This window comes from Comamonas avium (genome assembly GCF_014836675.1).
GTDB classification, from domain to species: Bacteria; Pseudomonadota; Gammaproteobacteria; order Burkholderiales; family Burkholderiaceae_C; genus Comamonas; species Comamonas avium.
In genome coordinates this window covers 12978-39405 of the sequence record NZ_JACSQK010000013.1, presented here as the reverse complement: position 1 = coordinate 39405, position 26428 = coordinate 12978, and the positions used below count along the sequence as shown (strand labels likewise).

General features: G+C 54.6%; 19 protein-coding genes and 2 pseudogenes. 14 read left to right on the top strand and 7 right to left on the bottom strand.

All coding sequences use genetic code 11. The annotated features are described in order from the left end of the window. Window positions 1–376 precede the first annotated feature (376 nt). Window positions 377–1621, top strand: coding sequence for a tyrosine-type recombinase/integrase (locus H9646_RS18250; RefSeq protein WP_191724825.1), 1245 nt, complete (start codon window positions 377–379; stop codon window positions 1619–1621). Between the two features lie 1210 nt (window positions 1622–2831). On the opposite strand, the gene H9646_RS18245 is transcribed toward H9646_RS18250, so the two are convergent. After that, window positions 2832–5936, bottom strand: a complete 3105-nt coding sequence (locus H9646_RS18245; protein WP_191724824.1) for a DEAD/DEAH box helicase — start codon at window positions 5934–5936, stop codon at window positions 2832–2834. Window positions 5937–5955: 19 nt separating this feature from the next. Continuing rightward, window positions 5956–6765: a virulence associated protein gene (locus tag H9646_RS18240; protein WP_191724823.1), complete on the bottom strand. Its 810-nt coding sequence runs from the start codon at window positions 6763–6765 to the stop codon at window positions 5956–5958. 607 nt (window positions 6766–7372) lie between these two features. On the opposite strand from H9646_RS18240, the gene H9646_RS18235 reads away from it, so the two are divergent. Then, window positions 7373–8467, top strand: a complete 1095-nt coding sequence (locus H9646_RS18235) for a hypothetical protein (protein ID WP_191724822.1) — start codon at window positions 7373–7375, stop codon at window positions 8465–8467. Between the two features lie 265 nt (window positions 8468–8732). On the opposite strand, the gene H9646_RS18230 is transcribed toward H9646_RS18235, so the two are convergent. Beyond that, window positions 8733–9356 carry a tyrosine-type recombinase/integrase gene (locus H9646_RS18230; protein ID WP_191724821.1) on the bottom strand — a complete coding sequence of 208 codons (624 nt, stop codon included), beginning with the start codon at window positions 9354–9356 and terminating at the stop codon, window positions 8733–8735. A 477-nt stretch (window positions 9357–9833) separates the two neighbouring features. Here H9646_RS18230 and H9646_RS18225 point away from each other — a divergent pair, with 477 nt between their 5' ends. The 11 genes from H9646_RS18225 to H9646_RS18175 all read left to right on the top strand — a co-directional run bounded on the left by H9646_RS18225 (window position 9834) and on the right by H9646_RS18175 (window position 21912). Next, window positions 9834–11258 (top strand): hypothetical protein, encoded by a 1425-nt coding sequence (locus H9646_RS18225; RefSeq protein WP_191724820.1) that lies wholly within the window; start codon window positions 9834–9836, stop codon window positions 11256–11258. A 537-nt stretch (window positions 11259–11795) separates the two neighbouring features. Continuing rightward, window positions 11796–13622, top strand: coding sequence for an ATP-binding protein (locus H9646_RS18220; RefSeq protein ID WP_191724819.1), 1827 nt, complete (start codon window positions 11796–11798; stop codon window positions 13620–13622). A 426-nt stretch (window positions 13623–14048) separates the two neighbouring features. Further along, window positions 14049–14636 carry a hypothetical protein gene (locus tag H9646_RS18215; protein ID WP_191724818.1) on the top strand — a complete coding sequence of 196 codons (588 nt, stop codon included), beginning with the start codon at window positions 14049–14051 and terminating at the stop codon, window positions 14634–14636. Window positions 14637–14817: 181 nt separating this feature from the next. Then, on the top strand, window positions 14818–15480 hold the full coding sequence (locus H9646_RS18210) for a competence protein CoiA (protein ID WP_191724817.1): 663 nt from the start codon (window positions 14818–14820) through the stop codon (window positions 15478–15480). A 125-nt stretch (window positions 15481–15605) separates the two neighbouring features. Then, window positions 15606–15959, top strand: a complete 354-nt coding sequence (locus tag H9646_RS18205) for a hypothetical protein (RefSeq protein WP_191724816.1) — start codon at window positions 15606–15608, stop codon at window positions 15957–15959. A 519-nt stretch (window positions 15960–16478) separates the two neighbouring features. Next, entirely contained in the window at window positions 16479–16760 is a 282-nt protein-coding gene (locus tag H9646_RS18200) for a hypothetical protein (RefSeq protein WP_191724826.1), read from the top strand. Beyond that, the gene (locus H9646_RS18195) at window positions 16753–17118 is read left to right on the top strand and encodes a hypothetical protein (protein WP_191724815.1); all 366 of its coding nucleotides are present in this window, start codon (window positions 16753–16755) and stop codon (window positions 17116–17118) included. Before H9646_RS18200 ends, H9646_RS18195 begins: the two co-directional genes overlap by 8 nt. A 142-nt stretch (window positions 17119–17260) precedes the next feature. Beyond that, window positions 17261–18079, top strand: coding sequence for a hypothetical protein (locus H9646_RS18190; protein WP_191724814.1), 819 nt, complete (start codon window positions 17261–17263; stop codon window positions 18077–18079). A 191-nt stretch (window positions 18080–18270) separates the two neighbouring features. Beyond that, window positions 18271–18495 (top strand): helix-turn-helix transcriptional regulator, encoded by a 225-nt coding sequence (locus H9646_RS18185; protein WP_191724813.1) that lies wholly within the window; start codon window positions 18271–18273, stop codon window positions 18493–18495. A gap of 16 nt (window positions 18496–18511) precedes the next feature. Then, the gene (locus H9646_RS18180; protein WP_191724812.1) at window positions 18512–18991 is read left to right on the top strand and encodes a hypothetical protein; all 480 of its coding nucleotides are present in this window, start codon (window positions 18512–18514) and stop codon (window positions 18989–18991) included. After that, window positions 18988–21912, top strand: coding sequence for a DUF927 domain-containing protein (locus H9646_RS18175; protein WP_191724811.1), 2925 nt, complete (start codon window positions 18988–18990; stop codon window positions 21910–21912). The genes H9646_RS18180 and H9646_RS18175 overlap by 4 nt, the downstream gene beginning before the upstream one ends. Before the next feature lie 1151 nt (window positions 21913–23063). Here the strand turns inward: H9646_RS18175 and H9646_RS18530 are convergent. Together H9646_RS18530 and H9646_RS18170 are read right to left on the bottom strand one after the other, a co-directional pair. Beyond that, window positions 23064–23263, bottom strand: a pseudogene (locus H9646_RS18530) (tyrosine-type recombinase/integrase); the annotation flags it as partial. Next, window positions 23262–23710 (bottom strand): annotated as a pseudogene (locus H9646_RS18170) (transposase); the annotation flags it as partial. The pseudogenes H9646_RS18530 and H9646_RS18170, both read right to left, overlap by 2 nt. A 598-nt stretch (window positions 23711–24308) precedes the next feature. On the opposite strand from H9646_RS18170, the gene H9646_RS18165 reads away from it, so the two are divergent. Next, on the top strand, window positions 24309–24827 hold the full coding sequence (locus tag H9646_RS18165; protein WP_191724810.1) for a hypothetical protein: 519 nt from the start codon (window positions 24309–24311) through the stop codon (window positions 24825–24827). A gap of 325 nt (window positions 24828–25152) precedes the next feature. Here H9646_RS18165 and H9646_RS18160 read toward each other — a convergent pair whose 3' ends face one another. Continuing rightward, window positions 25153–25290, bottom strand: a complete 138-nt coding sequence (locus H9646_RS18160) for a hypothetical protein (protein ID WP_191724809.1) — start codon at window positions 25288–25290, stop codon at window positions 25153–25155. A 94-nt stretch (window positions 25291–25384) separates the two neighbouring features. Next, the gene (locus tag H9646_RS18155; protein WP_191724808.1) at window positions 25385–26296 is read right to left on the bottom strand and encodes a LysR family transcriptional regulator; all 912 of its coding nucleotides are present in this window, start codon (window positions 26294–26296) and stop codon (window positions 25385–25387) included. Between the last annotated feature and the right edge of the window lie 132 nt (window positions 26297–26428).

Genomic DNA, 26428 nt, shown 5'->3' with positions numbered 1-26428 from the left:
AATTTAGGTGATAGCACCGATTTAGCACAGACGCCTTGGAAGCCGCATGTTTATTGGGTTAGACGCGGGTTCAATTCCCGCCAGCTCCACCACCCACACGTCCAAGGGCGTTCGCTGACTTCCAGTGAACGCCCTTTTTCTTTGGTAAATCAACAGCTTAGCTTCCGTAGTCATCCGCCGAAGTGCGTGGGCATCCGAGGCAAAGTGGGGGTACAAGTGGGGGTACAACTCGCTAAAAGCCTATACTTTGGCCAAGTTGTACCCCCACTTTCAGGCCAAACCCAGCATCCATGCGGCCTAGCGGCCCATACGTTGTACCCCCATTCAGGGGCTGAGAGCTCGGATTTGTACCCCCACCCTTGGAGGCTGTCCCCCCATGCTGACCGATGCACATTGCCGAAACGCTGCTTGCCCGCCTGAGCGCAAACAAGCGCGATTTACTGATGCTGGTGGGCTTTACCTGCAAGTCAGCCCCAGCGGGTCAAAGCGCTGGTTCTATAAATATCGGACAAACGGTAAGGAAAAGCAGCTCGCTTTGGGTAGCTATCCTGACGTTAGCTTGACTGCTGCGCGCAAAGCCCGGGATGCCGCCAAGCTGCAGCGTGCTGATGGCAGTGACCCCATACAGACGCGTAAGCTGGAAAAGCTCAAAGGCGGGCTGGATCGTGGGGATACCTTCCAGGCGGTGGCGCTGGAATGGCACACCAAACAGGCCGAGGGCTGGAGCGCTGGCCACGCCGAGCGCACCTTGCGACAACTGGAGCGCGACCTGTTCCCCTGGCTGGGTGAGCGGTCCATGGCCAGCATTCAACCCATGGAGCTGCTGTCAGTTTTGCAAAAAGTGGAAGAGCGCGGGGCGCTGGAGACTGCCGACCGGGCTTTGATGCTTGCCCGCCAGGTGTGGCGCTACTGGTTGCCCACCGCAAGCAACACCCAGCGCGACATTACCGAGGGGCTTAAAAGCCGGTTGACGCCATACCGGGGCAAGAACTTTGCCGCCATTGTTGAGCCGCAGCGCTTTGGGGAGCTGTTGCGGGCCATGCATGCCTACAAGGGTGGTCCATTGGTACGCACTGCTTTACTCCTGGCGCCGCTGCTGTATCAGCGGCCCGGCAACCTGCGCATGATGGAGTGGGCAGAGTTGGATCTGGATGCAGGCTTGTGGACCATACCCAGCGAAAAAATGAAGCGCACCAAGCAGGAGAAAGAAAACGGGGAGCCGCACGTGGTGCCCATGCCCACGCAGGCAGTAGAGCTGCTGCGAGATCTGCACCCCATGACTGGCCATAGCCGCTACGTCTTCCCCGGGCAGCGCGACCATGACCGCCCGCTGTCTGATAACTCCGTGCGCAGTGCCCTGTATGGTTTGGGCTTTGGCACAGAGCAAAGCTGGCACGGCTTCAGAGCCAGCGCCCGCACTATGCTGGTGGATCAGCTGGATATGGACCCGCTGGCGATTGAGGCCAATTTGGCCCACGCAGTGAAAGATGCCAACGGCCGCAGCTACAACCGCACCAAGTACCTGACCAAGCGCTTTGATCTGGTCCAGCAATGGGCTGACTACCTGGACAAACTGCGCCGTGGTGCTGATGTGATCGAGCTGCACCAGCGCGCCAGCTAGGGCGTGCCAGCCCCAGCCAACAGCCGTCCATTGAGGCGGCTTTTTTGTGCCTGTTGCATGCACGGGCAGGGGGCTGAAGGCGCAAGCAAATCAAGTCAGGAGATGATTTTCTTGGGAACATGGGAACAAAGCGTTTTTTGAAAGCCAAAAAATCTTGAAACCCTGATGAACAGGGCGCTAGATGCTCCTGAATGTTTTGGGAACAAAGTGGGAACATTTTGGGAACAAGTTGGGAACAAATAAAGAGTTTTTCTTAATATGAAATATTGATTGTTCTTTTCTTTGTTCTCTCTGTTTCTCTGGCTTGCTGCTGTGCTGGTTTTAAAAGCGTGAAAAGCACCAGCGCAGAGCTGCTGTGCTGACGGATCTGGTGATGCTAGAGGGCTGGTGTATTTGCGGTGGCGTGCGTTGCGTCACCTGGGCGCGTGCTGGTGTCTGGTTTTCTGCCGGGTGGTGCTGGGGGAACGAGCGCGGAGGGTGCCGGAATGCAGCGCAAGGGTGATTCCTTGGTGCCACCTTCCTGGGCGCGGTGTGGGATGGCTGCGCATAGCATGCAGGTGATATAGGCGGCACCCGCAGGCTGCTTGTTAGCGAAGTGAACTTGTAAGCAGCGATCGAAGGTACCTGCAGACTGCTTGCGACCAAGAGCAGGCCTTGGGGGGTGTTTCAGCAAGCGACCATTTTTGGCTGCATAAGCGCTTGCCATCGGTTGGCAGGCTTGATGTGGCAGTGCGACAAACCTGAGGTATCCATTAGCGGTTGTTCGCGCCAGTCAGAAAACGACTCGCTGCTGTCGTTCGTGATTTTCCTGCTGGTGCCTGCTATGCAGCGAAAGCGGGCATCAAACCCACAGACTAGACGGGCAGTTTCCGCTGCGAAGCAGCAGATTTCCAGAGTTTGCCATTGCTGGCTACGTGTCGACTCAACCAAATTAGGGCCATTGCAGCTGCGAGTGCGTTGATTTGCTGACTATCGACAAGTGCGTGTTATCGACATTCAGCGAATCGCAGCTAACTTGCGATCAGTAGCGCCAAGGTGCTTTTCAGTCCAGCCTTGGTCATGCCGCAATGCAGTGGGTGCCGAGCCCCGGTTTGCTGAGTCAGCTTTCAGCAATATGCGCATTGTTGTCGTCCAGTTCGCGGGTCGAGGCCATCTCAGCACCAAAACAAGGGGCGGCAAGTTCTAGCAAACACGTTCAGGGTCATCACCGTCAAAGCCCTTGCAACACATCGGTGAAGTACGACGGGTATCGCTGCAACACCTCCGAGACAACGTCTCGATGCTCTGCAAGAGCCGGGATAAAGTGGTGCCCCGCGTAGCCGAAGAGCGACAGCGACAAAGCAACGTTGTACGCAATGAATCGGTCCGCAAGACCAGCCTCGTAGACAGACACGGCCAGCTTGCTTGGCAGGCCGTATTTCAGCGCCTTCTGGAACTCCGCCAACGATGCTGTGCTCTCCGAGTTGAGCCCGGTTGCACCGAACAGGAACTGCCCAATTGCGGCGACTACCAGTGAGCAGTCAAACCCTAAGCAGCCCTCCAAGAAATCAAGCACATCGGCATCGCTCAGCTTGCGCCGACGCTTCTCTCCCCACGGTTTGGTTGCCTCTGTAGCTTTCGCAAGCGCTATGAGGCCTTGATAGGTGGAGCCCTGTATCCACCCCTGCGCCAGCTGAAATGGAACTTCAGGCGGCTCCGTCCCTGTGAGAATCTTGTTGTCAACGACCTCCAAAAACAAAGGCCAAACCGCGCTCAGCCACTCGTCATTTGTCGTCAGCGCTCGCAACAGCTCCGCGCGTTCACTCACCCACGCCTCAACGCGGGCAGCATCTAGCACGCCCAACAGCGTCTTGGCGTAAGTAGCCTGACGAACTGGGTCTGGAAGCACCTGTTCAATGTGGGCGGCGGCCAGCTCGAACAGTCTGCACAAAGCCGCCTTGGAGCCTTCATCGGCCAAAGCGTGGGCCAGAGTGGATTGAGCCAATAGTCGCACTCGAGGCGTTAGCTCTTCGAAGCGCTCCGCGCCGCGGTTTGCCATGAGATAGCTCTCGAGAGCGGTGACCAACTTCTGTCGCTTAGAAATCGCCTTGATGACGTCGACTTGCTTGAGCCCGTACTGCGGAAGGGCCGCCACAACCGCGTCCGCCCAAGCACTGAGCTGCTCACCCCGCAGGAAGTAGGCCGCAAGCAGCGCGTCGGTTGCTAGGGGCAAGCTTATGCCTTCGGGTGACGCCAATGGCGCCAGCAATGTCAGGAGCGAGCTTGAGGTCGCCTCTGCGTTCTCCGGCTGCATGAGCCCAATCGCGGCGTTCATGCGCCAGTCCCTCGCAGGCCAGCGGTCGACAACTCGCGGGTCCGCGAAGAGGACCAGACCTTCGGTGTGCATGCCTGCTCGACCGGCCCGGCCCATCAAATTCTGAAAGTCTCTTGTCTTGATTTGGTCTTCGCCCTGGTTCACCCCTGAAACGATGAGGTAGCGAATGGGGAGGTTGACGCCTTGGGCCAGCGTTGAAGTACAGACGACCAGCTTGATGAGCTCCCGCTGCATCGCATGCTCAATTGCCAGACGGAGGCCCTGAGGCGTCGTTCCGTGGTGAACGAAGACGCCGAGCGCGGCGGCCTGAGCCACCGTGGACTCCGCACCGAAATGCATGGCCGCAAGATGGGTCAGAGTTTGAATCTCAGCAGCATTCGAAACAGTAGCCGGCGGAGGCAACGCAAAGCCGCGGCCATAAACCTCCACAGCACGCTCGGCAAGACCGGACGCCGTATCCTTGCGTCCGCAGAAGACAGCCACAGCGCCGCTGGCAGCAAGTCGAATCCCAAGGTACAGCGACACGTCCTTCCACGAACCGTCGCCCTTCTCTGGGAAGAAGCGCACCTTACGCTCCTTGCCCCGAAGCTGCAGTTCTTGAGCTTCAATCGCACGTGGGACGAAGTAGTCGGACTGCTCGTATGCCCCCGACTCAAAGAACAGAAGTTGGCCGCGCTGCTCGGCCCATCTCGCGAACGCTACCGACCTAGCCGTAGAAAGCAGTCCGGTTCCGTCAACCACGTTTGGCTCGGCTCCAATAAGCCAGGTCCCAACGGCGGTTGCATTCGTGATGACGGCAGAAATGAGAACGGTCTGGGCAGCTGCCTTAAGCAAGCTCTTAATCTCCGTCAACAGCAGCTCGTAGGTGATGCCTCGCGCGCCAGTGTCGAACTGATGGCCTTCGTCGTAAACAACAAGACCAATGTGCGCAACTAGGCTGGGCTCCTGCCTCAGCACGTAGAGCAGCTTCTCGGGAGTCAGGACCAGCAGATTTCGGGTAGCAGGTGCAACCGCGCCCAGCAGCTCCGCAAGCTGGTCCACGAAATCCAGTTGGAGCGCATCGGACAGCTCATTGACCTTGACGTCCTCCCCCTTGAACGCAAACCTAAGGGAGCCGGCTATCTCGTGGCAAAGCGCGCGGAACGGCGCGACCAAAATTGCCACACGGGTCCTGTCAGCCAGGAACGCGCCCCTCAGGATGACTTCAACCGAGCGTGTCTTGCCTGCACTCGTTGGCATCTGAACGATGCCCGACCGACCCGCAAAAATGCCTGCCTCTCCCAGCAGCTTCTGCGAAGGCCAAAGCTCTTTGGGAAAGCCGGCCTTTCGAATTGCGGGTGCCCAGTCTGCTGCGGTCAAACCGCTAAAACCAGGCAGCAAGTTCCAAGACGAACTCTCCAGGCGCGACTTCACTATGGCAGATGAGACCTCGGTCAGAACGACCTCGCGTGACGTGCCATTCGCGTAGGCTTGTCGTCGAAGCTCAAGTAAGACCTCTTCAACTGGCCGTGAAGCGGCTCCGTCGTTGAAGTGCGCCCTAATCCTGGCCACCAGCTCACCAAGCCAGCCACCGACGGGATGGGCAGCAAGGACGGGAACACGACGCCAGTCCGCTTTCAATGCCCAAACAAGTACCTGCTGTAGGGCATCGCCCGTATCGGCATGAAGGCGGCGTGCAAGTACGAAGCTGCTGCCGGGTCGCTGCCCAATGAAATAGGCAGCAGACGCGAACAGCATCACTTCGTCAGAAATATCTTCATTGAAACGTGAGCTGAGGTAGGCATCGAAGAAGCTGGCTGCAAAGCCAAGTTCGCTTCGTAGCTCAGCAGGCAAGTCGTGGTGCGGGTTGACTGCGTCGTTGAGTGATGCAGCCGCGTCCATAAGCGTGGCTATGGATAGTGGGAAAAGGGCTGCTGGCTCCACGCCTGCCGGCACGGCAATGTGAGTCTCTTCGGGCAGCCCGAGTTCGTACATCTTGCCCTTTGAGCGGGTGATGCCCAAGTACCGGCGACTGTTGAACTCAGGCCTCATCTGCGGCTCGCTGGTAGAGGTTGTGTGCCAACAGCATGAGCTTGCTACCTCTCACTGCGATGAGCCTGAGACTTCCACCATTATTGTGGGCAGCGATGCTTGTTCCTTTGAGAGAGTCAGCGTCAAACGAGTCGTCAGATAGAACTGCGGCCGCGCCTGAGAGCAGACGGTATGGTCGGTCGGCGACGTTCTGAAATCTCTGAACGACCAAGAGCTGCTCGTGCTGACCTGCCAAGTGCATCCGACGCTTCATCGCAGCCAGCGTTTCACCGGCACGTAGATAGTCCTTGCCCGAATCGTCGACAGCCACTTGGAGGCGGTCCGTGTATTTGCCTCCGCTGAGCTGAGCCTTGACCTCGAAGGTCAGCATTTCGTCGGTCGGTTGGTGCCCATGAGAGTTCCACCGGAAGCCAACGATGTCGACTCCCTTGACTGACTCGTTGCGAACGCTCTTCTCGGCGTACTTGGTGCGCGGCACCCAATAGCCAAGCATGAACTCGACGAAGTCTGAGATCAGCAGCTCCGCAAAATCTCCGGAGCGAACACCTGGGCCTGGCGCGATGCTCTTGTCCGGGAAGACGAGGTTGATGAGGTACTCGGCGCGAGTTTTACCCGTACCGTCACGGAGGATGTCTATGTCGCTGTCGAGGCAGTACGTTTGCCGGAACCGCCAAGCCCAGTCCTTCAGGCAGTCCTCATCGGCTGGAACATCGAGCTCCCAAACCTCACAAGCCTCGCCGGAATTCAACGTCAGCGACTCGTGCTGCTTCAAATACTGCAGATATGCCGGAGCTGGCACTGTGCATCCTCCCAGACGCTTGTTTTCGGCTCATCGTACGACGACTTTGGTGCTCGTTCGGAAGGAGCCAGCAACGTCGACCCTTTCGGACCTAGTAGGACCACGCCTGACCCGAAATTCACTGCAATCAACTGCAACGCGCCAACTATCGACAACTGTGGCTTATCGCTACTTGGCGAACAACCACTGATCATACAGCCTTGATAGGAGCGCCTTGATGTATATCCGCTTTGCAGCGATTGCGGAGGTTCATGTTGGCTGCCCGAACTGCCGGGTTCAGCCAGATAGCAGTCATCCCGAGTACATCGTCAGCTAATCCTCACTGGCTGGTTTCTGGTGTGTAGCTGACAGTGAGGGCAAGCAGCCAAGATGGAGCTCAAGGTCCGCTCTCATCTGATATGAAGGGGCGTTATCGACCCGGAGCGGTCCTTCAGTACACGCTTTCAAAGCGGTCATTCAATCAGCTGCAGACCATGTAACGGACAGCTGGGTGCGCAAGCTATAGTATTTGTAACGAATTCGCTGATGGACCATGCCCCGTGTAGTGTGCAGCACGTGCGGTGGTGTCTTTGCAGCTACATCAGTACTTTGAACCTCATCAGAAGCTATGCAAACTACCCCACGCGTACCGTTCTTCGCTGCGCCCGAAAATCTCGAAGCATTGCGGCTGTACTCTCGAACACTTCGAAGTGTCGTCTCTACGTCGAATTCAGATCAAATTGCCAATCCATTGCTCCAGATCATCGAGTTGATGATTGCAAACGCCGCTCGATTTGACGAGTACTGCACTTCAAACATCGAGTGGATCGGCGAAAGCTTCATGAGCCAAGTGCGAGCGTTTCCCGAAATGCCATTTAAGGAACGACCTGCCGAGATTGCATCAGCCTTCACGTCTGCTTTTCGATTTCTGTGTGAACTCGAGTTTACGCAACCCGCTGACCCAAGCTTTGAGGTTCGGCGGATTAGTCAGTTTGTCGACAAAAATCTTGAACGATTTACCGACAATGACCGGCAACAGATTACCTTCGCAAGATACTCAATGCCTGTTCAGGTCGCCAAAAAGCTCCTGAACGACCCCGCAATAGCCGAGTTTCAGAAGTTTTCCAGAACTGTCGAGGAAGCAACGAAGCTCAAGTCGGATTGGGACGCCGAACTCAATCAGCGCAGCCTTCATCTCGAGTCAATCAAGCAAGGGCTGAAAGACGCCACCTCTTCATATAACTTTGTCGGGCTTGTTGATGGTTTTCGGCAGTTGGCAAGAGTGAAAATCACAGAGCGCAGGATAGCTTTCTGGTCCTTGATTGCGCTTGCCCTACTGATGCTTACTCCACCTACCGCACAGTTGATCTATGTATTTACCCACATGGAAACTCTTGAGGCAAAGAGGGGGCTGCTGCTTTATACGCTCCCAACTACCCTAGCCGTCGAAGTAGTCCTCATCTATTTCTTTCGCGTGGTCCTTGCCCAATTCAGATCTGTGAAGGCGCAGGTGCTGCAGCTGGATCTTCGGATTGCCCTATGTCAGTTCGTTCAGAGCTACGCCGAGTACTCTGTGAAAATCAAAAAGGATGACCCAAATGTACTGACCAAGTTCGAGGCAGTCGTCTTTAGCAGTCTCGTGCCTGAGAGCGAAGGTATCCCCTCTACTTTTGACGGAGCAGAGCAACTCGCAAACCTAATCAAGAGCATTCGTGGCGCGTAGCTGAGTGACGCCGAATCACTTGCTCAACCGCAAACGCTGCTGTAGATGGGGTAAGGTTTAGCTGAGGCTTACGTCTCATCTTCTCATCCCTGCCTTATGTCCTCTGTATCTGCATTTCGGATGGTTCAGAGCTTTAACTTCCGTTATCAACAACACACACCGACTGCTCTTGGCCGGGAGTGTCATTCCGCGCCTTAGCCGTAAAGCAGCCGCTCAAGTCGTGCAGTCTGGTTCATGACAAGGGCAGCACGACCGTAAGCTTGCTTCAAATTTCAGTTTGCTCGGAAATCTCCAGCGCATCGTCAACCTCTATGCCGAGATACCGGACGGTCGACTCCAGCTTGGCGTGCCCAAGCAGCAACTGAACGGCACGCAGGTTTTTGGTTCGTCGATAGATCAGCGTGGGCTTGGTTCTTCTTATCGAATGGGTGCCATAGCTTGCGCGCTCCAGCCCTAGCTCATCCACCCAGTGGGCTAGGATACGGGCGTACTGACGTGTTCCCAGATGAGGGGATCTGTGGATCCTGCTTGGGAACAAAAAGCTATCGGATTTCAGCTCGGCATGCTTGATCCATGCCTGCAGGGCATCTCGTGTCGTTGATGTAATTTCAAATTGCACAGGCCGCTGCGTTTTGTGTTGCATAACGATGGCGCGTGTAGCTATCTGATCACCGTGGCAAACGTCCCTGACCTTCAACGCCACGAGATCACAGCCCCGCAATTTGCTGTCGATACCCAGGTTGAAAAGTGCAAGCTCCCGGATTCGGTGCTCCATCTGTAGTCGCACACGCAGTGCCCAGATGTCTTTGACCTTGAACGGGGACTTTTGGCCCACGATTTTTCCCTTGTTCCACGGCTCGCGATGGATAGCGCTGGCGACGGATTCCATGATGGTCTCCCATTGAGTTGAGGGAGTACCACAATGCGCTTGATTGGCCAGGAAGTCGATGCACTGGCCGAGCATCAGCTCAATGAATTCGCTGGCGAACGGCTGCTAACTGGGTTAGCTTTAAAGTGCCGTAGTCGGCCAAAAGCAGTCATGGATGATGTATGTGCTATCGCACAGCCTAAGAGCGGTTCACAAAACCAAGCCATTGTCAAAGTTCTGATATGCGAGGGGCGAAATAGCGGGTCATAAGTCCGTCTGGCTCCTGCCATCGTGCTTTTTGCCTTGAATTTTTCTAGCACCAAGGAACTTTTGCACTTGGCGGTCAAGCGTTTAACTTCTTCTTGCTCTCACATCTGTCAGGTCCTTTATCAAAGTTTAGGACCTGTGCAGCTTTTGACTGGATCAATACAACGATGCATAAAGATAATATCAGACCCAAATATTTCCCCCCCACCCCCCCCAACACGGCCAACCTCAATGTCACCACCAAGGCTCCGCTTTACCACCCCAGCCGCTTTATTACTGCTGTGCGTACTTTCCATTGCCTTGGTTGTTGGGCTGTTCTTGGCGGTACACCACAAATGGATTTCACCCCAGAGTTTTGGCGATCCTGGAGGCTTTCTATCTGGCACCATCGGTGTGGCGGCCTCCATCACTGGAACTTTAGTCTCTATTTATGTGACGGTGCTGGCCTATAAGCTAGCGCACAGTGCCCTGCTGTACACCTATGCAGAGCGCTATCGAAATGCTAAAAGCGATGCCGTCGCCGCTATCAGTGCACTCAATCGCACTCAGCGCAATCTGGCGCACACGATGCAAACGTTAGATACCGCTGTGTATCAGTTGCGCCAAAAACTTGCTCCACAAATCACTTTAGAGCACATACATTGGCATTTAGCGCTACCACAACTAAAAGAGTTTCTTTATGGCGCGCCATTGGTGGAGTACACCCATGTTGAGCTGCACCCACTCATGGTTGAGCACCTGCAATGTCTCAATAACGCCGATGTTGAAAACATGCACGCTGTATATCCAAACTACGTGCCGAAGCCGCAAGCCAATGCCTTTTTAGCTCAATACAAAGGCACATGGGCTCCCCATCTAGATTGGCTTGCCAAGCCGACCTCTATGCAAATAGAGACCTGGACGCAAATACTGGCACCACTCCAAACCGGATTTGAACAACTCGGCAACATCACGCAAGAATTAATTGATTGCCAAGTGCTGGCACCACTGACTCACCCCGTCATTGATGCACTACATGCAGCAGACGATTACTGGGGGCATTCGCCTTTTCGCAATCTACAGCACCACACCCCTGATGTACTGGGATCTGCGCTCTATGCAGCAGAAACGGTCTATTACCAACTGCTTCAAAACACAGAACAAGTTTTCCCGAAATTACCATTGGCACAACAGCGTGCTGTTGCTCACTTGGGTTGGCTAGGTTGCTTGGCACATTTGCTGGGAGGAACCTATACGCACCATAGCAGTGTTTATCTAGCGGCAATAGAAACAGCGCCAATGGCGCAGCATCTAGCCTCACTCTATAGCCTCGTTGCCCTTACCCCAGAGGACTTGAACAGCACTTTTGCCCCTCAACTGATCAACCCCGAGACAGACCAGCTCGAGACCTTATACAACCACTACGCTGTACGCAGCAGCACACACTTGCAACAAGAAACGCAAAGACTTGTCATTGCTTGGCAAGCTGAACGCTCAGCCCAATTAGTTGCACGGTCAGATCAAGAAGATGCCCCAGATACTAAACACTTTGCACGATGCGATCTTGCCTTAGAGTTTCTCACTTCGGTGGAATTAGATACTCAAGCTCAGTGGTACTTGCAAACTACTGGCAGCAGTTCGTCAGCGTCAGCCGACCACAACCGCGAACTCGCTTAAACCAACGGGTCTCCACGGAACCCAGGGCGATTCAGTGGCTTACCTAGTCCGTTAGTGTCTGCTTTGGGTCGATAGCACAAGGTCAGCACACGCCAAAGCAGTCACTTGGCAATGGTCAGATTCCACTGGCAGCTTTAAGGGGTAGAGCGGACCTTCTCGAAAGTCCTTGGGCAATGACTGCTTTCGGTAGCAGCAGTCATTGGTACCTCTGAGGTGAACGGCGGCAACCAGCCTGAAGCCGTAGCTTGTGGCAATGCCTCGGAGGACCGCTCCTGGCCGAGTCGAGCCCGCCAACTTTCGGAACTACTTGCTCTAAACCAGTCGGTAAGGATATGAACTTTGAGCGACAGCACCGGAGTAATGAGGTTGGCCAAAGGAGCGCATGCACCCGGTTAGTAGTGACCGTCAGTTAGGAACGCCGAGACCGCATATACGTAGCGTTCGTTACGCACCGTCATACTTTGGCAAGGCTCATGGGTGTGCGATGATAAACATGTAAAAAAATGTTTTTATCTGCCATGCATGAGGGTGAGACGAATGCGATTGAAGACTGTAACGATTAAAAATTTCCGTTGTTATAGGGAAGAAATCAATATCGATTTTTCTGACCTTACTACCTTTGTCGGTCGAAACGACATAGGTAAGTCAACGGTTTTGGAGGCTTTAGAGATTTTCTTTAACAACAGTATCGTCTCAATTGAACAAAGCGATGCGCATGTACACAGTGGCATTGAAAAGGTCGAAATCACCTGTGAATTTACCGATTTCCCTGATTCGCTAACCCTTGACGCTGGAGCTGAAACATCGCTGGCGGAGGAGTTCTTGTTGACGGACACGGGAACCCTAAAGCTCCGAAAGATTTATGACTGTGGCAATAAGAAGCCTTCGCTTGAAATCTTCGTGCTTGCCAACCACCCCTCTGTCCCAGGCTTTCAAAACCTTCTCGAACTCAAAGAAAAAGACCTGCAGGCAAAGGTCAGGGAATTGAAGCTGGATGTGTCACTGAAGGGCAACCCCAGAATGCGCAAGGCAATTTGGGCTGCGGGAGGTAATTTGCAGCTCGTGGAAACCGCCATACCCGTGAGTAAAGCAAAGGAAGACGCAAAGAGAATCTGGGATCAAATCGAAAGTTACCTTCCAATGTTCGCCCTTTTCCAAAGCGACAGAAGCAGTAAGGATTCCGATGACGAAGTGCAAAGCCCAATGAAAGTAGCTGTGGCTGCTGCCTTAGCCGAAGTTCAAGCAGATATAGCAAGGATTCAGCAGCGTGTCCAAGAAAAGGCTGAGGAAATCGCCCAAAACACCCACGAAGCACTAAAAACCATTGACCCTGGACTAGCCAGTGAGTTGAGTCCAGAATTCACTCCACCAACCGCCGCCAAGTGGCTTGGCTTGTTCTCCATAGGACTTAACACTGATTCCGGCATCCCGCTAAACAAACGTGGTAGTGGTATCCGGCGACTGGTTCTTGTTAGTTTTTTTAAGGCCGAGGCTGAACGTCGTCTGAAGACCAGTAACCGTCGCAGCATCATCTACGCAATCGAAGAACCGGAAACCGCCCAGCATCCCAATAATCAACGGATATTGATCGAGTCATTCAAATCTCTCGCTTCGGAAGCTGGATGTCAGGTCGTTCTTACGACACACAGCCCAGGGTTCGCCGCCGAACTTCCAAATGACAGTATTCGCTTTATTTTTCGGGATAGCGCTACAGGAAAGCCTGTTATCCAAGCTGGTGTCGACGTCTTCGGTGCTGTCGCGGAAACTCTTGGAGTGACACCTGACAGTCGCGTCAAGGTATTGCTATGCTTAGAAGGCCCCACTGACGTTAGCGCATTTAAAGCCCTCAGCAAGGCGCTACACGCAGAGGACAACTCGTTGCCGAACCTCGAAAACGATGGCCGAGTTGCTTTCATCGTGCTCGGTGGAGGGAACCTAAAGCATTGGGTTGATGAGCACTACTTGCGCGGACTTAGCCGAAAAGAAGTTCATATCTATGACGGCGATGTCGCTAGCTATGCTGCTTCAGTTGCAACGATAAATGCTCGCGGAGATGGTTCCTGGGCTGTTCAGACCATTAAGCATGAAATTGAGAGTTACCTTCATTCGGATGCGATCAATGAAGCATTCAACGTAATAGTGGAAGTCACCGACCATCCTGTCGATGACAAAGCAACTCCGAAACGCTTCGCAGAGGCGTATTCTGCAGCACAGAATTACGACGGTGTAATGAAAGACGGCTCAGCCAAGATTCGGCTAGCAGAGCGTGCCTTCCCTTTGATGACCGCCGCTCGAATTCATGCCCGTGATCCAGAAGGTGAGGTTGTAGGATGGATGCGGAGAATTCGAGACATGATCCAGTAACCCGCACCAGAGTCAGCCATATAGAACTATTGGGTACGGTGCGCATTGCGTACCGTACGAATCAAACATCAGCTTCTCGATTTCCTTAATGTCACCTTTGGACCGATCGCAGGCCCTCGCCAACGACCACTAACCGGCATGCAAACTCGCGGCCAAACCTCGTCTAGATTGCCCAGTGTCGAGCGATCGCTCCCGCCGAGTGCAGACGCTGGCTAGTGATCTTGCGAGCGCGCAATGGGTCGCAAGCAGCCCTTTGTGATGGGGTGCAATAACCTCTAATGAGACGTTGAATATGAATTTAATTTCGGATATTGAGTGTGTATTTTATTAATTTGCATTCTTGAATTCCGATATTATTTGGATTTATTATTTCAATCATTAGATATAAATTAACTCTGAAATGATTTAACTGTCATTAATTAGAATATGAACATTCGCAACATTATCGCATTAATATTTTTTCTATTTGGCGTAGTACTCTCTGGCATCTCTTTTTATAATAATCAGCCTTTAGTCGCATTGACTCTTATTCTTGCAGGCGGTTATACTGCAATCACTATCCTCCTTGGGGTAGTTGATAGTTTATCTAATGAATATTTAAAAATCGCTGCAGCAGTTATTGGTATATTAGGTCTCATTAGCGTTTTTTTCTATAACAAAGCATTTGATAGAAATTTGCAAGGCACATACTATGCTGTACTCTCAGACATGGTATCTATAGATCAGCGCTGCAAGCCTATGTCACCGGAACTTTCTAATATACAAACCTTTGGGATTGCTGCTTGTGCTGCTCAGGGGAATTCAGACCAACTGGGAGCGGTTGTAGATTTGGGAAAGGGGCTTTACTTCGGCCCTACTGTAACCATCCTTGACACAGGCATCGCCCAAGCTGCAAGCAATTCTCCAAATTACTGTGCTCGTGCATTCAAGGCAGCCGATGATTTGTGCAAAACGGCATTTTTTTCAATGAATAATGCAAGCAAGAGAATATTGATTGATGCAGCTAAATACTAGGTGTAGTAATTAGTGTTATTTTTGGTTAATTAGCCTTGAGTGGCTGCTTATTCATGATGCAATTTTCTGTTTTTTTGGCCGTTCTGCGACCGTCGAAATTCGACCCCAAGCAGCCATCCACTCGACCCAATCGTGCAGTCTTATACTTGTTAAAAGTCATGTGATTTAAAGGGGAGAGGACATGCGCTACGCCTTATTGAACGAGCAAAGAATTGAAGCGCAGCCGAAACTGAGAGGCATCTGTCCAGGCTGCCGCAACGAGGTGTCAGCAAAATGTGGTGTTCACAAAATCTGGCATTGGGCACATCTCAAAAGCGCCAGCTGTGACCCTTGGTGGGAGCCAGAAACTCAATGGCACCGGGATTGGAAAAATCGCTTTCTTCTAGAGTGCCAAGAAGTTCAGCTGGTTGATCGAGCAACTATGGAACGTCATATTGCAGATGTTCGAACTCCGGCTGGATTAGTGATTGAATTCCAGCGTTCGACAATAACTTCAGAGGAAGTCGATGCAAGAGAGAAGTTTTATCAAAAAATGGTGTGGGTAATAGATGGCACAAAAAATGATAACGACCCCGTTTACTTCAAACTTGGTCGCACCAAAGTTGGTGAGGATGGCTTTGTTAATTTCAGCGTAATTGGCAGAAGCAAACTATTCCATCGTTGGCATAGACACAAGCCAGTGTTTATTGATTTTGGAATTGAAGGATTTTGGCGTATTGCCAACTTCGACCCAAAAATTAAAAAAGGTATAGCCATTTTGGTAAATCGTGATGGATTTGCAAAACATGCTGCCTCAGGGACTACTGATTTTAGCAATGGCGGTGGACCAGCAAACGCGGTTTAATCTTGCAGCGGAAGGGTTTTTGGCCGGACTGCAACTTTCACCAATCGAGCCTAGATAGGTTTTTACCAAGCCTTAGAGTAGCCCTCAGGGCGATAGCAGGCTGTCACAACTACACATTTCCGAGAATGAACCCAAACCCCTCATTAATTGATTTGGCGACTGCTGAGGCTGAGCTCAAACGCTGGGACGATGCTTATGCTAACGACAGCAGCAACAACCCAAACAAGTACGAAGCACAAAGGCGCGATGCACGAAGAGCAGTTCGGCGCATAAGCGAAAACCTTAAAAATCTAGGAGTCATTGAAAAGAGCGAGTCTGAAAAGCTCACTGATGAGCTTGATCGCCTATATCCAAACGCTCATTCGAAGAAAAAAGTTAATTACAACGGCGTGATGTATCAGATTCGCTACTTTCCCCTCGAGAAGAGTCGATCTCGGAAGACTGTCAAGGAATGGGGTCATGAATGGGTAGAGCTTTGAGCCAAGTTCACCCCACCGTTTGCTCCAGAGGCACGCCTTCGGGTTTCTAGGTGCCGCTTTTGAGTCCACCTCTGACCAAACACTGCCACTCCATTTGAAGCTACAGATTTACAAGTACTCAATGTCCGTGGCTACAACCGCACCATGCAGCATGGCTTGAGCCGACTACTGGACACGCTGTGCTAGGCAACGTGTTGGCTCTACGGATACACAGCGGCTAATTCCCGTCACATCCAATACCTAGTTCACGCCTTACCTGCCTGTGTGCTACATTCACCCCGTCACGCCCGTAAAGCGTGATCGGGATTGGACTCCCGCTGAACTCGCTGCGACGAAAGCCGCAGTACCGCAATGGATTGCGGCTTTTTTGTCGATGCCCCTTTATGGTGGCTCGGCAGGCAGGCGCAAGCCTGGCCGGTTCGCGCAAGCGGGTTCCCGGTAGTCCAACCTGTCGAGTCACCGCCCTGTTTGGACTCAGAGCGGTGGTTTTAGCAAACCGAACCTGCTTGGAGGCCGCTCATGGCTACCATTTCCCCTGCACACGTCGCTGTGCAACCGTATGCGCCCACTTCGGGCCATCCATCCCCCGTACACCCAATTCAGCTCCATGCCGATGCGCACAACGCGCTCACCATGGCGTTGCACTACCTGCGTCAGCCCACGGCCAATGTGCCTGGCGCTGCCCGCAAAACGGTGCAAGCCCTGGCCGCATTGCGTGCGCTGTTTGTGCTGAATGCGTCTGATGCTGCCCACACGGCAGCGCAGGCCCAGCAGGTGCTGCGGGAGGCTGGCCATGTCTAAATCCCCCGCGTCTATCCAGTCCACAAGCCATCCTGTTTCTTTGCCTGCATTCAGCGCCAGCACCTTGCTGCAAGTGCTGTGGAAGCACGCCCACCCGCACCTGACACCGCAAGAGCTGCGCTGGCTGGCTGAAGGCGCGCCCGAGTTCAATTGCACTTTTGCTCAGCAGTTAGAGCGTGTGTTTGAGGGCGTTGGCTGCCTTGTCTCTTCAGACGGTGATGGCACCGCAGGCACGCTGCAAAGCCACCACGATGTGCCAGATCTGCTGTTCTCCCACGCCACGCAGCTGGGGCTGATTGGCAGCATGAGCCGCATTGGTGGTGATGCCGCATCACTGCTGCAACGCCCGCTGAATTGATCCGCATGGCTTGAATGCTGTATGCATATACAGCATATTTAGCTACTCCAGCCAGACCGGGCTGCTGCCCGGTTCAAAGAGCAGGCACCCGGCTGCTTGGCTGGAGCGTTCAGCGCCGGGCCTATTCCTGCAGGGGGATGCAATGGCAGTAGATATGAAGTGGCGCGATGCGATGAGCGACAGGCGCATTCGCCAGTATTTTTCAGATGAAGAGCAGGCACAGGGCTGGCCGCAGCGCATGGATGCGCAGCAGCTTGCTGCCCTGCAGCGCCCCAATGCCCATAGCGATGCAGCAGGGCGCAAAGCACAGGGCGTGCTGCACGATGCGCTGCTGGATGACTGCGAGGTGGGCACGCTGGCTTGTGAGGCAGAAGTACTTTCTGTACCTGTGCCAGTTGCTGGGCGCAATGAGGATTTGTTTCGGCCTATCTCTCTGACTGGTGGCCACGACTACACCAGCCGGTACAGCCCGTACACCCCGGCCCAGCCAGTGCAGATGCAGGAGTGCACGTTTTATCTGGTGGCTGCGGCTGACTTTGCCCGCTGGCTGCAGAGGCAGGACATGCAGCCCAGCACCCATGTGGCCGCGTGGTTCAAGGCGTGCGGGGTGCTGGCCAGCGCCACTGCACAGCAGGGCCAAGCCATGCTGACACCGCCAGACGTGCAAGACCTTGCCACCCTGGTGCTGTACCGCCAGCAGTTTGCACAGCAGCCCGAGCAAGAGCGCCCGCAGTGGCATGCCGAGCATGTGGCGTTGCTGGCGGCATGGCTGCAGCGCCAGCTCTCTGAAGGCAGAAAGCGCGGTGCATTGACCGAACTGGCCCAGCAGTTGGGTATGCGGCACCAAACGCTGGCAGAGCTGCTGCAGCGCCACGGATTTAGGTCGAACGGGGAGCTGGCCAATCCGGTGAAAGACGCCAGCAGTGCCATTACCAGCTGGAGAGGCAAGCGCAGTGCGTAGCCCTGTTTTGCCCTGCGTGCGCCCTGCCAACAGCCTGCGCTGGGCTGCAACGGCGGCGAACGCGCTACGCCTTGCACGGGCGACAGTGGACATATGCAGGGCGACGGCAGGACACCCCTGTGCCGAGCATTTCCCCAACGCAGCAAGCACACCACGTTGGATGTGCTGGCGTCCGTAAAAGGAAGTTACCCATGCAAGTTGTCCATTCCGCCCGCCCCGTAGTGCCCCGCGATCGTCTGCTTCGCCTGGCTGATGTGGAGGCGGCCACGGGCTGCAAGAAAAGCACCATCTACAAGCTGATGAAAGAGGGCAAGTTTCCGCCCTGCGTGCGCATTACCTCGCGCATGGTGGCCTGGCCTGAGACAGCGGTGCTGAGCTGGGTGCAGGCGCGTATTCAGGGTGAGCAAGTTGTCTGAAGCAAAGGGGAAAGCCATGCATAGCAATGCAATGACCAAGGCCATGCAATCCGCCCTTGAGGTGGCACAGCAGCGCCAGCAGTGGGGCGCTGCCGCACTGCAAAGCGTGGTGCCTGCTGATGGTGTGCTGCTGTCTGTTAAAGCCACGCGGCAAGGCGGTGGCCTGGAGCAACTGGTGTGGCCCGGCATCTTGCGCCAGCTCGATGCCAGCGGCGAGGTGCTGGCCCAGACGCACGCTGCCGACATGTTTGAGCAGCAGCCCCAGGCGGCAGCGCTGCTGATGGTCAAGGCCAATGGCCGCCCGGTGCGGCGCACTGAGTTTTTCTCGCCCCAAGGCTCCAAGTTGATTGCGTACATGGACGCGGCGGGTGTGCTGTACGTGCGATCCCATCGCACCAAAGAGCTGCTGGCGGTGTCTGAGCCGGGCCAGCCTGCCAAGTTGCGTGCTGATTTTCAGCCACTCAAACCTGAAGACCTCAAGCCTCGTTTGCGATGAACAAGACCACCATTACCCCCGAGCTGCTGCGCAACGCTTTGAGCTTTGTGCCGTCCAACCTGCCCCGTGATGAATGGGCACGCGTGGGCATGGCCATCAAGAGCGAGTACCCGGATGAAACGGGCCTGCAGCTCTTTAGCGAATGGAGCGCAGCCAGTGGCGGCACATTCGATGCCGCAGCCGTGCGCAGCACATGGCGCAGCATCAAGGCCGGGGGTGGGGTGGGTGTGTCAACGCTGCTGTTTCTGGCCAAGCAGCATGGCTTCAAACTGCCCCGCACGGGTGAGGCGGCGCAGCCCGTGAGTGATGCCCAGCGCCAGCGCATGGAGGCCGAGCGCCTGCAGCGCAACCAGGCAGAGCAAGAGCGCATTGCGGCCCAGCAAGAGGCTGCAGCCACAGAGGCCGAGGCACTGTGGGGTGCGGCCAGCGATACCGGACAAAGCGCCTACCTGCAACGCAAAGGCGTGCAGGGCTTTGGCGTGCGCTACACACCTGATGGCTGGCTGCTGGTGCCGGTACGCGATGGCGCAGGGCGGCTGTGGAACGTGCAGCGCATTGCACCCCAGCGGCCTGCAGATGGGCCAGACAAATTGTTTTTAAAGGGCGGGCGCAAGTCTGGTCTGTGGCATGTGGTGGGCGGCCTGCAAGGCGCTGCGGTGGCGCTGCTGGCCGAGGGCTACGCCACCGCAGCCAGCTTGCACATGGCCACGGGCTGGCCGGTGGTGGTGGCCTTTGATGCGGGCAACCTGTTGCACGTGGCCAAGGCAGTGCGTGCGCTGCTGCCTGATGCCGTGCTGCTGGTGTGCGGTGATGACGATGCCGCAACCCAAGCCCGCACGGGCCGCAACACAGGCCGCATGAAAGCACAGGCGGCAGCCAGGGCGGTGCGTGCTGGCGTGGTGTTGCCTGCTGCGCTGCCAGAGGGCGGCAGCGACTTTAACGACATGCACCAGGCTAACGGGCTAGACGCTGTGCGTGAGCAGGTTAAGGCTGCGATGCAGGTGTTCAAAGCAAAACTGCAATCCTCCCCGCAGGGCAGCCGTAGCAAAGCCAGCAAACAAAGAGTTGTTGCTGAGCAATCGCCAGGCGAGGCAGTCAATGCCGTGGCTAAAGATCGATTTGTGGTGGATGACTCGGGCGTTTGGTTCACCCCGCCGGGTGATGACGGTGGGGCCCCTCGGCGGGTGTGCGGGCCGTTGCGCGTAACGGGCATGGCTTGTGATGCCAGTGACAACCAGGCAGCGTTGCTTTTGGAGTTTGATACCCCGCACAGAAAAGGCCGGCGCTGGCTGATGCCGCTACACATGCTTGCCGGAGACGGCTCTACCTATCGTGCAGCGCTCTTGAGTCAGGGGTTCATGACTCCGACAGATAGCAAGCGGCGCACATGGCTGACGGAGTATCTGCAAAGTCGCCAGCCCACTGAGCTGGTGCGTCACGTTCCCCGTGTTGGCTGGCATGGGCGCTGCTATGTTTTGCCGGATGAAACGCTGGGTACCAGCCTGTCATCGGAGCGTGTGATTTTTCACAGCGAAGCTGGCGTAGAAGCAAACTTCAACCAGCGGGGGGCGCTGCAGCAGTGGCGCCAGGATCTGGCACGTCTGTGCATAGGCAATAGCCGCCTGGCATTTGCTGTCAGCGCAGCTTTCGCTGGGCCACTGCTGGCGTGGGCACCGGGTACCACGGGCGGGGGCTTTCACTTCACGGGGCAGACCAGTATTGGCAAGACCACGGGTTTTCTGATTGCCGCCAGCGTATGGGGCAAGGGCACTGAAAAAGACCCCGACTCCTACATTCAGAAATGGCGGGCTACATCTAACGGGCTGGAGTACCAGGCAGAGCAGCACAACGACTGCACGATGATTCTGGATGAGCTGGGCCAGATGGAAAACGGCGATGCAGGAGCGACTGCCTACATGCTGGCCGATGGCATGGGTAAAACACGTGGCAAGGGCATGGGCGGGCTGCGGCCTAAAGCGACATGGCGGTTGATATTCCTCAGTAGTGGCGAGATTACGCTCGCGCAACAGATGGAGGCCGTTGGCAAGAAGATGAAGGGCGGGCAGGAGGTGCGCCTTATCCCCATTCCAGCAGAAGTACGGCCAGGTTCAGCAGTTGAAGAGTTTCATGAATTCGATGGCGGGCATGAGTTGTCTACCTGGGTCCAGCGTTACGCTGCATTGCGGTATGGAACCGCTGGCCGCGCCTGGCTGGAGCATTTGGTGTCGAACACTGACACGCTGGCGTTCGACCTTCGGCGGCGCATGGAGGAGATTGAGGCACAAATGGTGCCGGGCAGCGCCTCAGGGCAAGTGCGGCGTGCCGGGCGGCGATTTGCACTGGTGGCCGTAGCAGGTGAGATGGCCACAGAAGCCGGGCTTACAGATTGGCCAGCAGGCGAAGCGGTGGCGGCAGTCAAAACTTGCTTTGTTGCCTGGCTGGACTCGCGGGGTGGAGACGGTAGCAGTGAGGTGGCTTCCATGCTGCGGCAGGTGCGCGGCTTTCTGGAGGCGCACGGGGAAGGGCGCTTTACGTGGTGGCACCGCGCCACCGATGACCACAACGCCAAGACGCTGCAGCGTGCAGGCTTCAGGCGTTTGATTGATGCAGACGGCAAGCCGCTGAAGATCCAGAAGACGGGCTACACGCCGGGCACATCCAAGGAAGACAAAGAGCTGTACGACACCATGACCGCCATCGACGGTGAGGAAACACAGGTGGAGTACTTTGTGCTGCCTGAGGTGTTCCGCACCGAGATATGCCGGGGCTTTGACTACAAGGCGGTGTGCAAGGTGCTGCTGCAGCACGGCTGCCTCAAACCCGCCAAGGGCCGTGAGTACGACGCCAGACACAGGCTGCCGGGCGTGGGCCATGCTTGGTGCTACCAGTTCACGCCCGCCATCATGGAGCTGGATATTTAGGATTGCGGTCGCAGTGCCTGCAGGTATGAACAAGCCCAGGGGGTCACAGCCTTGGGCTTTTTTGTGTGTGGTGTGGCCTGCAATGCTTGGCCATGGTGGGCTATGGCATGGCGGTGTTCAGGGTATGGCTATGTACTTGGATTGCTGCAGGCAAGGCAGCCGCACGCCGGAAGGGGGTGTGTGAGAAGTTCATTCCGCGATGGAATTAACTATGGGCTATTTGTGTGCGTGAGATGAAGTGAATGCAGCACCAGAAAAACAAAGGCGAAGCCCAGCCCGATAGATAAAATGAGTACCTAAAGTTGCTTTTTGCCTCAAAAACAGCCAAATTAAGGCAATTTGTTCCCAATGTTCCCAAGAGAAATGGGTTGTTCCCAAGGTGGTTTTGGGAACACTTTTATTCAGTAGGGATAACGACTTAGGTTCTGTTTTTTGATTTGTTCCCAATGTTCCCAAGACTTTTTGCCTTAGCCGGAGAAAAGTTAGTCAGTCGTTGTTGTGTTGATTGTTCTGAAATGGAATGAAGTTGGGCGGTGGTGAGGCAGCGGTAACGATGCACAGGCATGCGTCAGGGCTCAAGGCGGGTTGGGCTGCGTGTCTTGGTTTGGTGCCTGGGGTGCTGGTGATCTGGGCACCCTGTTGTTGCGCTGTTGCTCTGTGCTGGCAATGGTCTGAGTGTGTAGACCAAGCGGGCAACGGCCGCGGGTCCTTACCAGAGGATCAAGAGAGCGGGTAATTCGAGCGGCCCTTGCGCGCTGTTGTGTGGCTGCCCTAAGGGGGTTAAGTGAAGACTTGTTGCCTCAGAGGTTGTGCGACATAAGGTGCCGACCATTTGAATTTGCGCAAACAAGTAGAAGGGGGTTAAGCAAAGTATCGTTGTTGCAGCACAGGATCTTGAAGGCTGGGTACCAAAACCAAAGTGGGGGTACAAAGTGGGGTACAGAGGAAAGTTGAGTTCAGAAGAATCTATATTTCATGCGGGTTTCAAGAGAAGATTCAATTGACGCCAGCCCACCATCCACGACAACGCCACACAGTGAGAAATCACCGTGTGGCGTTATTTTTTGCCCGTTTCCTTGTGCTTTATGGTGTTGTATTCACACCGATTTCACACAGGGATCACATCGAAATTCGCACGTGAATCGCACCGATCACTTTGCGGATTGCAGAGTTGGCTTGGGTTTTTGGAAGTCTTCACGGATGATTTTGTCATAGGTTCTGAAGACTATCTCTACATCTTCATGCCCAAGCTGGCTAGCCACGACCAAGGATTGGCGCCTGCGGTCGGTAGGGTTGAGGCGTAGGTGTGCCGGATTTGATACGGGTTCCGATACTTGATCCCCGCTCGCTCCGGCGCCGTAACGTCGATGGCGCTGCGCCAAAGCGATGATCTTGTGTCTGAGGGCGCAATTGTGATCTGCTGCTGGTTGATAACGGTAAGCACTGGGACTCATGCCAATTACACGCAGTGCTCGTTTCTCGCTTATCCCTTGGCAGTTCATATGGCGCACCAACTCCCGCCTTGCCGGTGCGCTCACCACTTTTTTCTCAAGGCTTCTTTCGTCACCTCGTTCTCAAGCAGTGCATCGGCCAGCAGCCGTTTAAGGCGCCCGTTCTCAGTTTCCAGCTCCTTGAGGCGCTTGGCATCGGACACGCTCATGCCGCCAAACTTGCTGCGCCATAGGTAGTAGCTGGCCTCGGAGAATCCGTGCCGTCGGCAAAGCTCAGCTACCGGCAAGCCCGATTCAGCTTCCCGAAGGAAGCCAATGATCTGTTCTTCCGTGAATCGCTTCTTCATGTCCAATCTCCTGTCGTTGGGATTGGACTCCAAGCTCAACTGCTACTGAAAGCGGGGGGACGTCGGGTGCTCCAGACGTAAAAAAGCCCGCTCCGTGGCGGGCTGTGAAATCTATTAAGGTAGGTTTTTGGGTAGATCACCAGAAAAATGAGACTGATCTGTATAGAAATCTATGCGATTTATGAAGAGGATTTAGATCTGCTCTGATGGCTGACGGCTCTGGTCAAAGCTTTGGATTCAATCGGCTTAGTCCGTGATGGCTTCTGACTGGCCTGCGGCTACGTAGGTAAATTAGATGTTGCAGTGTTTAGACAAGCCTAAAGTTTTTGATCTAGGTCTTTTGTGATTACAGAAGACCAATGACACGATGGCGACTCATGGCCGATAGCAGGAGTCTCAGGCAGGTTTGACCACCGTAGATGGTGAGCTGGCCAGATTAAACCAGCGCAGTGTCCACGAATCGTCGGAGTGGTTGTGCATCTAAGCTGTAATTCGCAGGCTTTGATGTCGCAGGCATTTAAAACTGAGGCTTGGTTCAGTCTTCAGTTATCCGAAAATCCACCACGCATTAAATATCAACGAAGAAGAGGGAAACTCAATGCGCATAACCCAGCTCATGGCAGCTTTTATGACCACTCTAACCGTCGTAGGGTGCAGTAGCTTAGGTACTCAATTCACGACAGTTGCCGAACCCGATTCAGGAGACAAAGCACGAGTTCGTGTTGTGCGCGCAGCAACTGCTTTTGTTCGAGCTATTCCTGGCCAAGACTGCCTAGACTGGTCAGCACCAGGGGCAGGCACGGTGATAGGCGGGATGGTTGGAGCCAGTGGCTACAAAGACCGCAAAATTGATATGCCAGTGTCGGCGCTGAGCAAGCAACACACGTCCGCAGAAATGTATGTTGCGGCCAATAAGCCCATTGTTTTTGCCATGCTTACAGGCCCTGACAGCAGGTTGTCTTGCTCTGTATCTGCCACGTTTGTGCCCGAGAAAAACAAAGACTATGAGGTCTTCTTTGGCATGGATCGTAAAGTCTGTGTCGCTAATGTCGTCTCTCTCAGTGAACCCAACACCAAGGTTGAATTTTCACACCCAGAAGATTCCTGCAAAAAATAAGGCGTAACACCGTAACTTCCGCTGTTTTTTTGATCGGTAGGGGCAGCAGTTAGTTGCCCCAGCCTTTCTGCCTCGCATGGGGGGCCGCAACAGGCCAGTCGTGCTGCTCCGCAATATGTGTATGCCATCGATGATGGAGCACTCAATCCTTTCGTCCTATAGCAGGCCGATTGCGTAATCTTTCAACCTAGGGAAGGTGAGTGTGTGTATCAGAACGGAGCGTCCCGCGTTGCTGTGTCGTCTGGCGCGCTGGCTGGCCCAGTCACTTCGCCCGCGCGAGACACGCGAACTGCCAAGGCGGTGGCGCTGGGGGATGGCAGCTCACTCATGCTCCGTTAGCGTCCATGCGCAACATCACTACAGCCATGGCAAGTGGAAAACGGGCAAAGGCATCAGCCTGTGCTGCATCGTTGCTTGGGATGCGGTCAAACTTTGTGCCGGCCACTTTGATCAGAAATCGCATGCTGGTATCTCCAGAATGAGAAAAGCTCGCTCAGTGGCGGGCTCTGCAATTCAATAAGGTAGCTTGGCTCGGTAGGTCACGAGAGACAAGAGATTCAGTTCAACTCACCCTTGGCTCCAAGCTCTAAGAGCCTATCCACAATGTATCTAAGTCGTGGACTGAGTTGTCCCCGCTTTGGCCAAACTGCATGAACCTCAACATCTGGCCCAGACAAACCAGGGAGGATTTCACGCAAAAGGCCGCTAGCGATTTTGTCGCGCACCATAGTTTCAGGCAATTGCAGCAGCCCCATTCCAGCGACTGCTGCATCAACCATGGCGTCACCGTCGCTGAACTGATGAGTCTTAGGTGGCTCGTAGGTGGCCGGCTGGTTGGCTTCCTCCATCACAGCCCAGGAGCTTGGTGGACCATTTGGAGTACCCACTAGACAACGGTGCTCAGCAACTTCAATGATGGTGGTCGGCAAACCGTAGTCTTTGATGTAGCCCGGTGATGCACAGATCACACGCCTTTGCTGTGTAAGTCGACGTGCGATGAGGTGGCTGCTATCTGCAAGAGCTCCGAATCGGATGGCGAGATCAACATCCTCGCGCAAAAGATCGCTGACCGCGTCTGTGAAAGTCAAAGTTAGGCTTATGCCAGGGTGTGGTCGGACGATGTTCATTAAGGCTGGTAGCAGAACCTTTCGTCCAAATGCAACAGGCATGTCGATATGGATACGCCCAGACAGAACTTGGCTGTTAGATGAAAGAGCAGTTTGTGCAGCGGTCACCTCATCCAGGGCATGCCGACAAGCATTGAGATAGGCCTCTCCATCCGAAGTTAATCGGATCAACCGGGTGGTTCTGTGAAAAAGCTTGAAGCCAAGTCGATTCTCTAGACGAGTGACTGCCTTGGTAACGGCTGACTTAGTGATACCCAGTTGCTCTGCAGTCTTCGTGAAAGTTCCTGCTCGAGCGACGGTTACGAACAGTGGGATATCTGCGAATACATCTTGCTCGTTCAATGTTTCCTCCGGAGATACTTATATGAGAAATGTATTCGAATATAGATTTAAGTTTCAACTATAGGATTGCTGTGACGCTGAGAGCAAAAACAAAGTAATTGCTATCAGCGCTGTCATCAACTATCAGGAGAG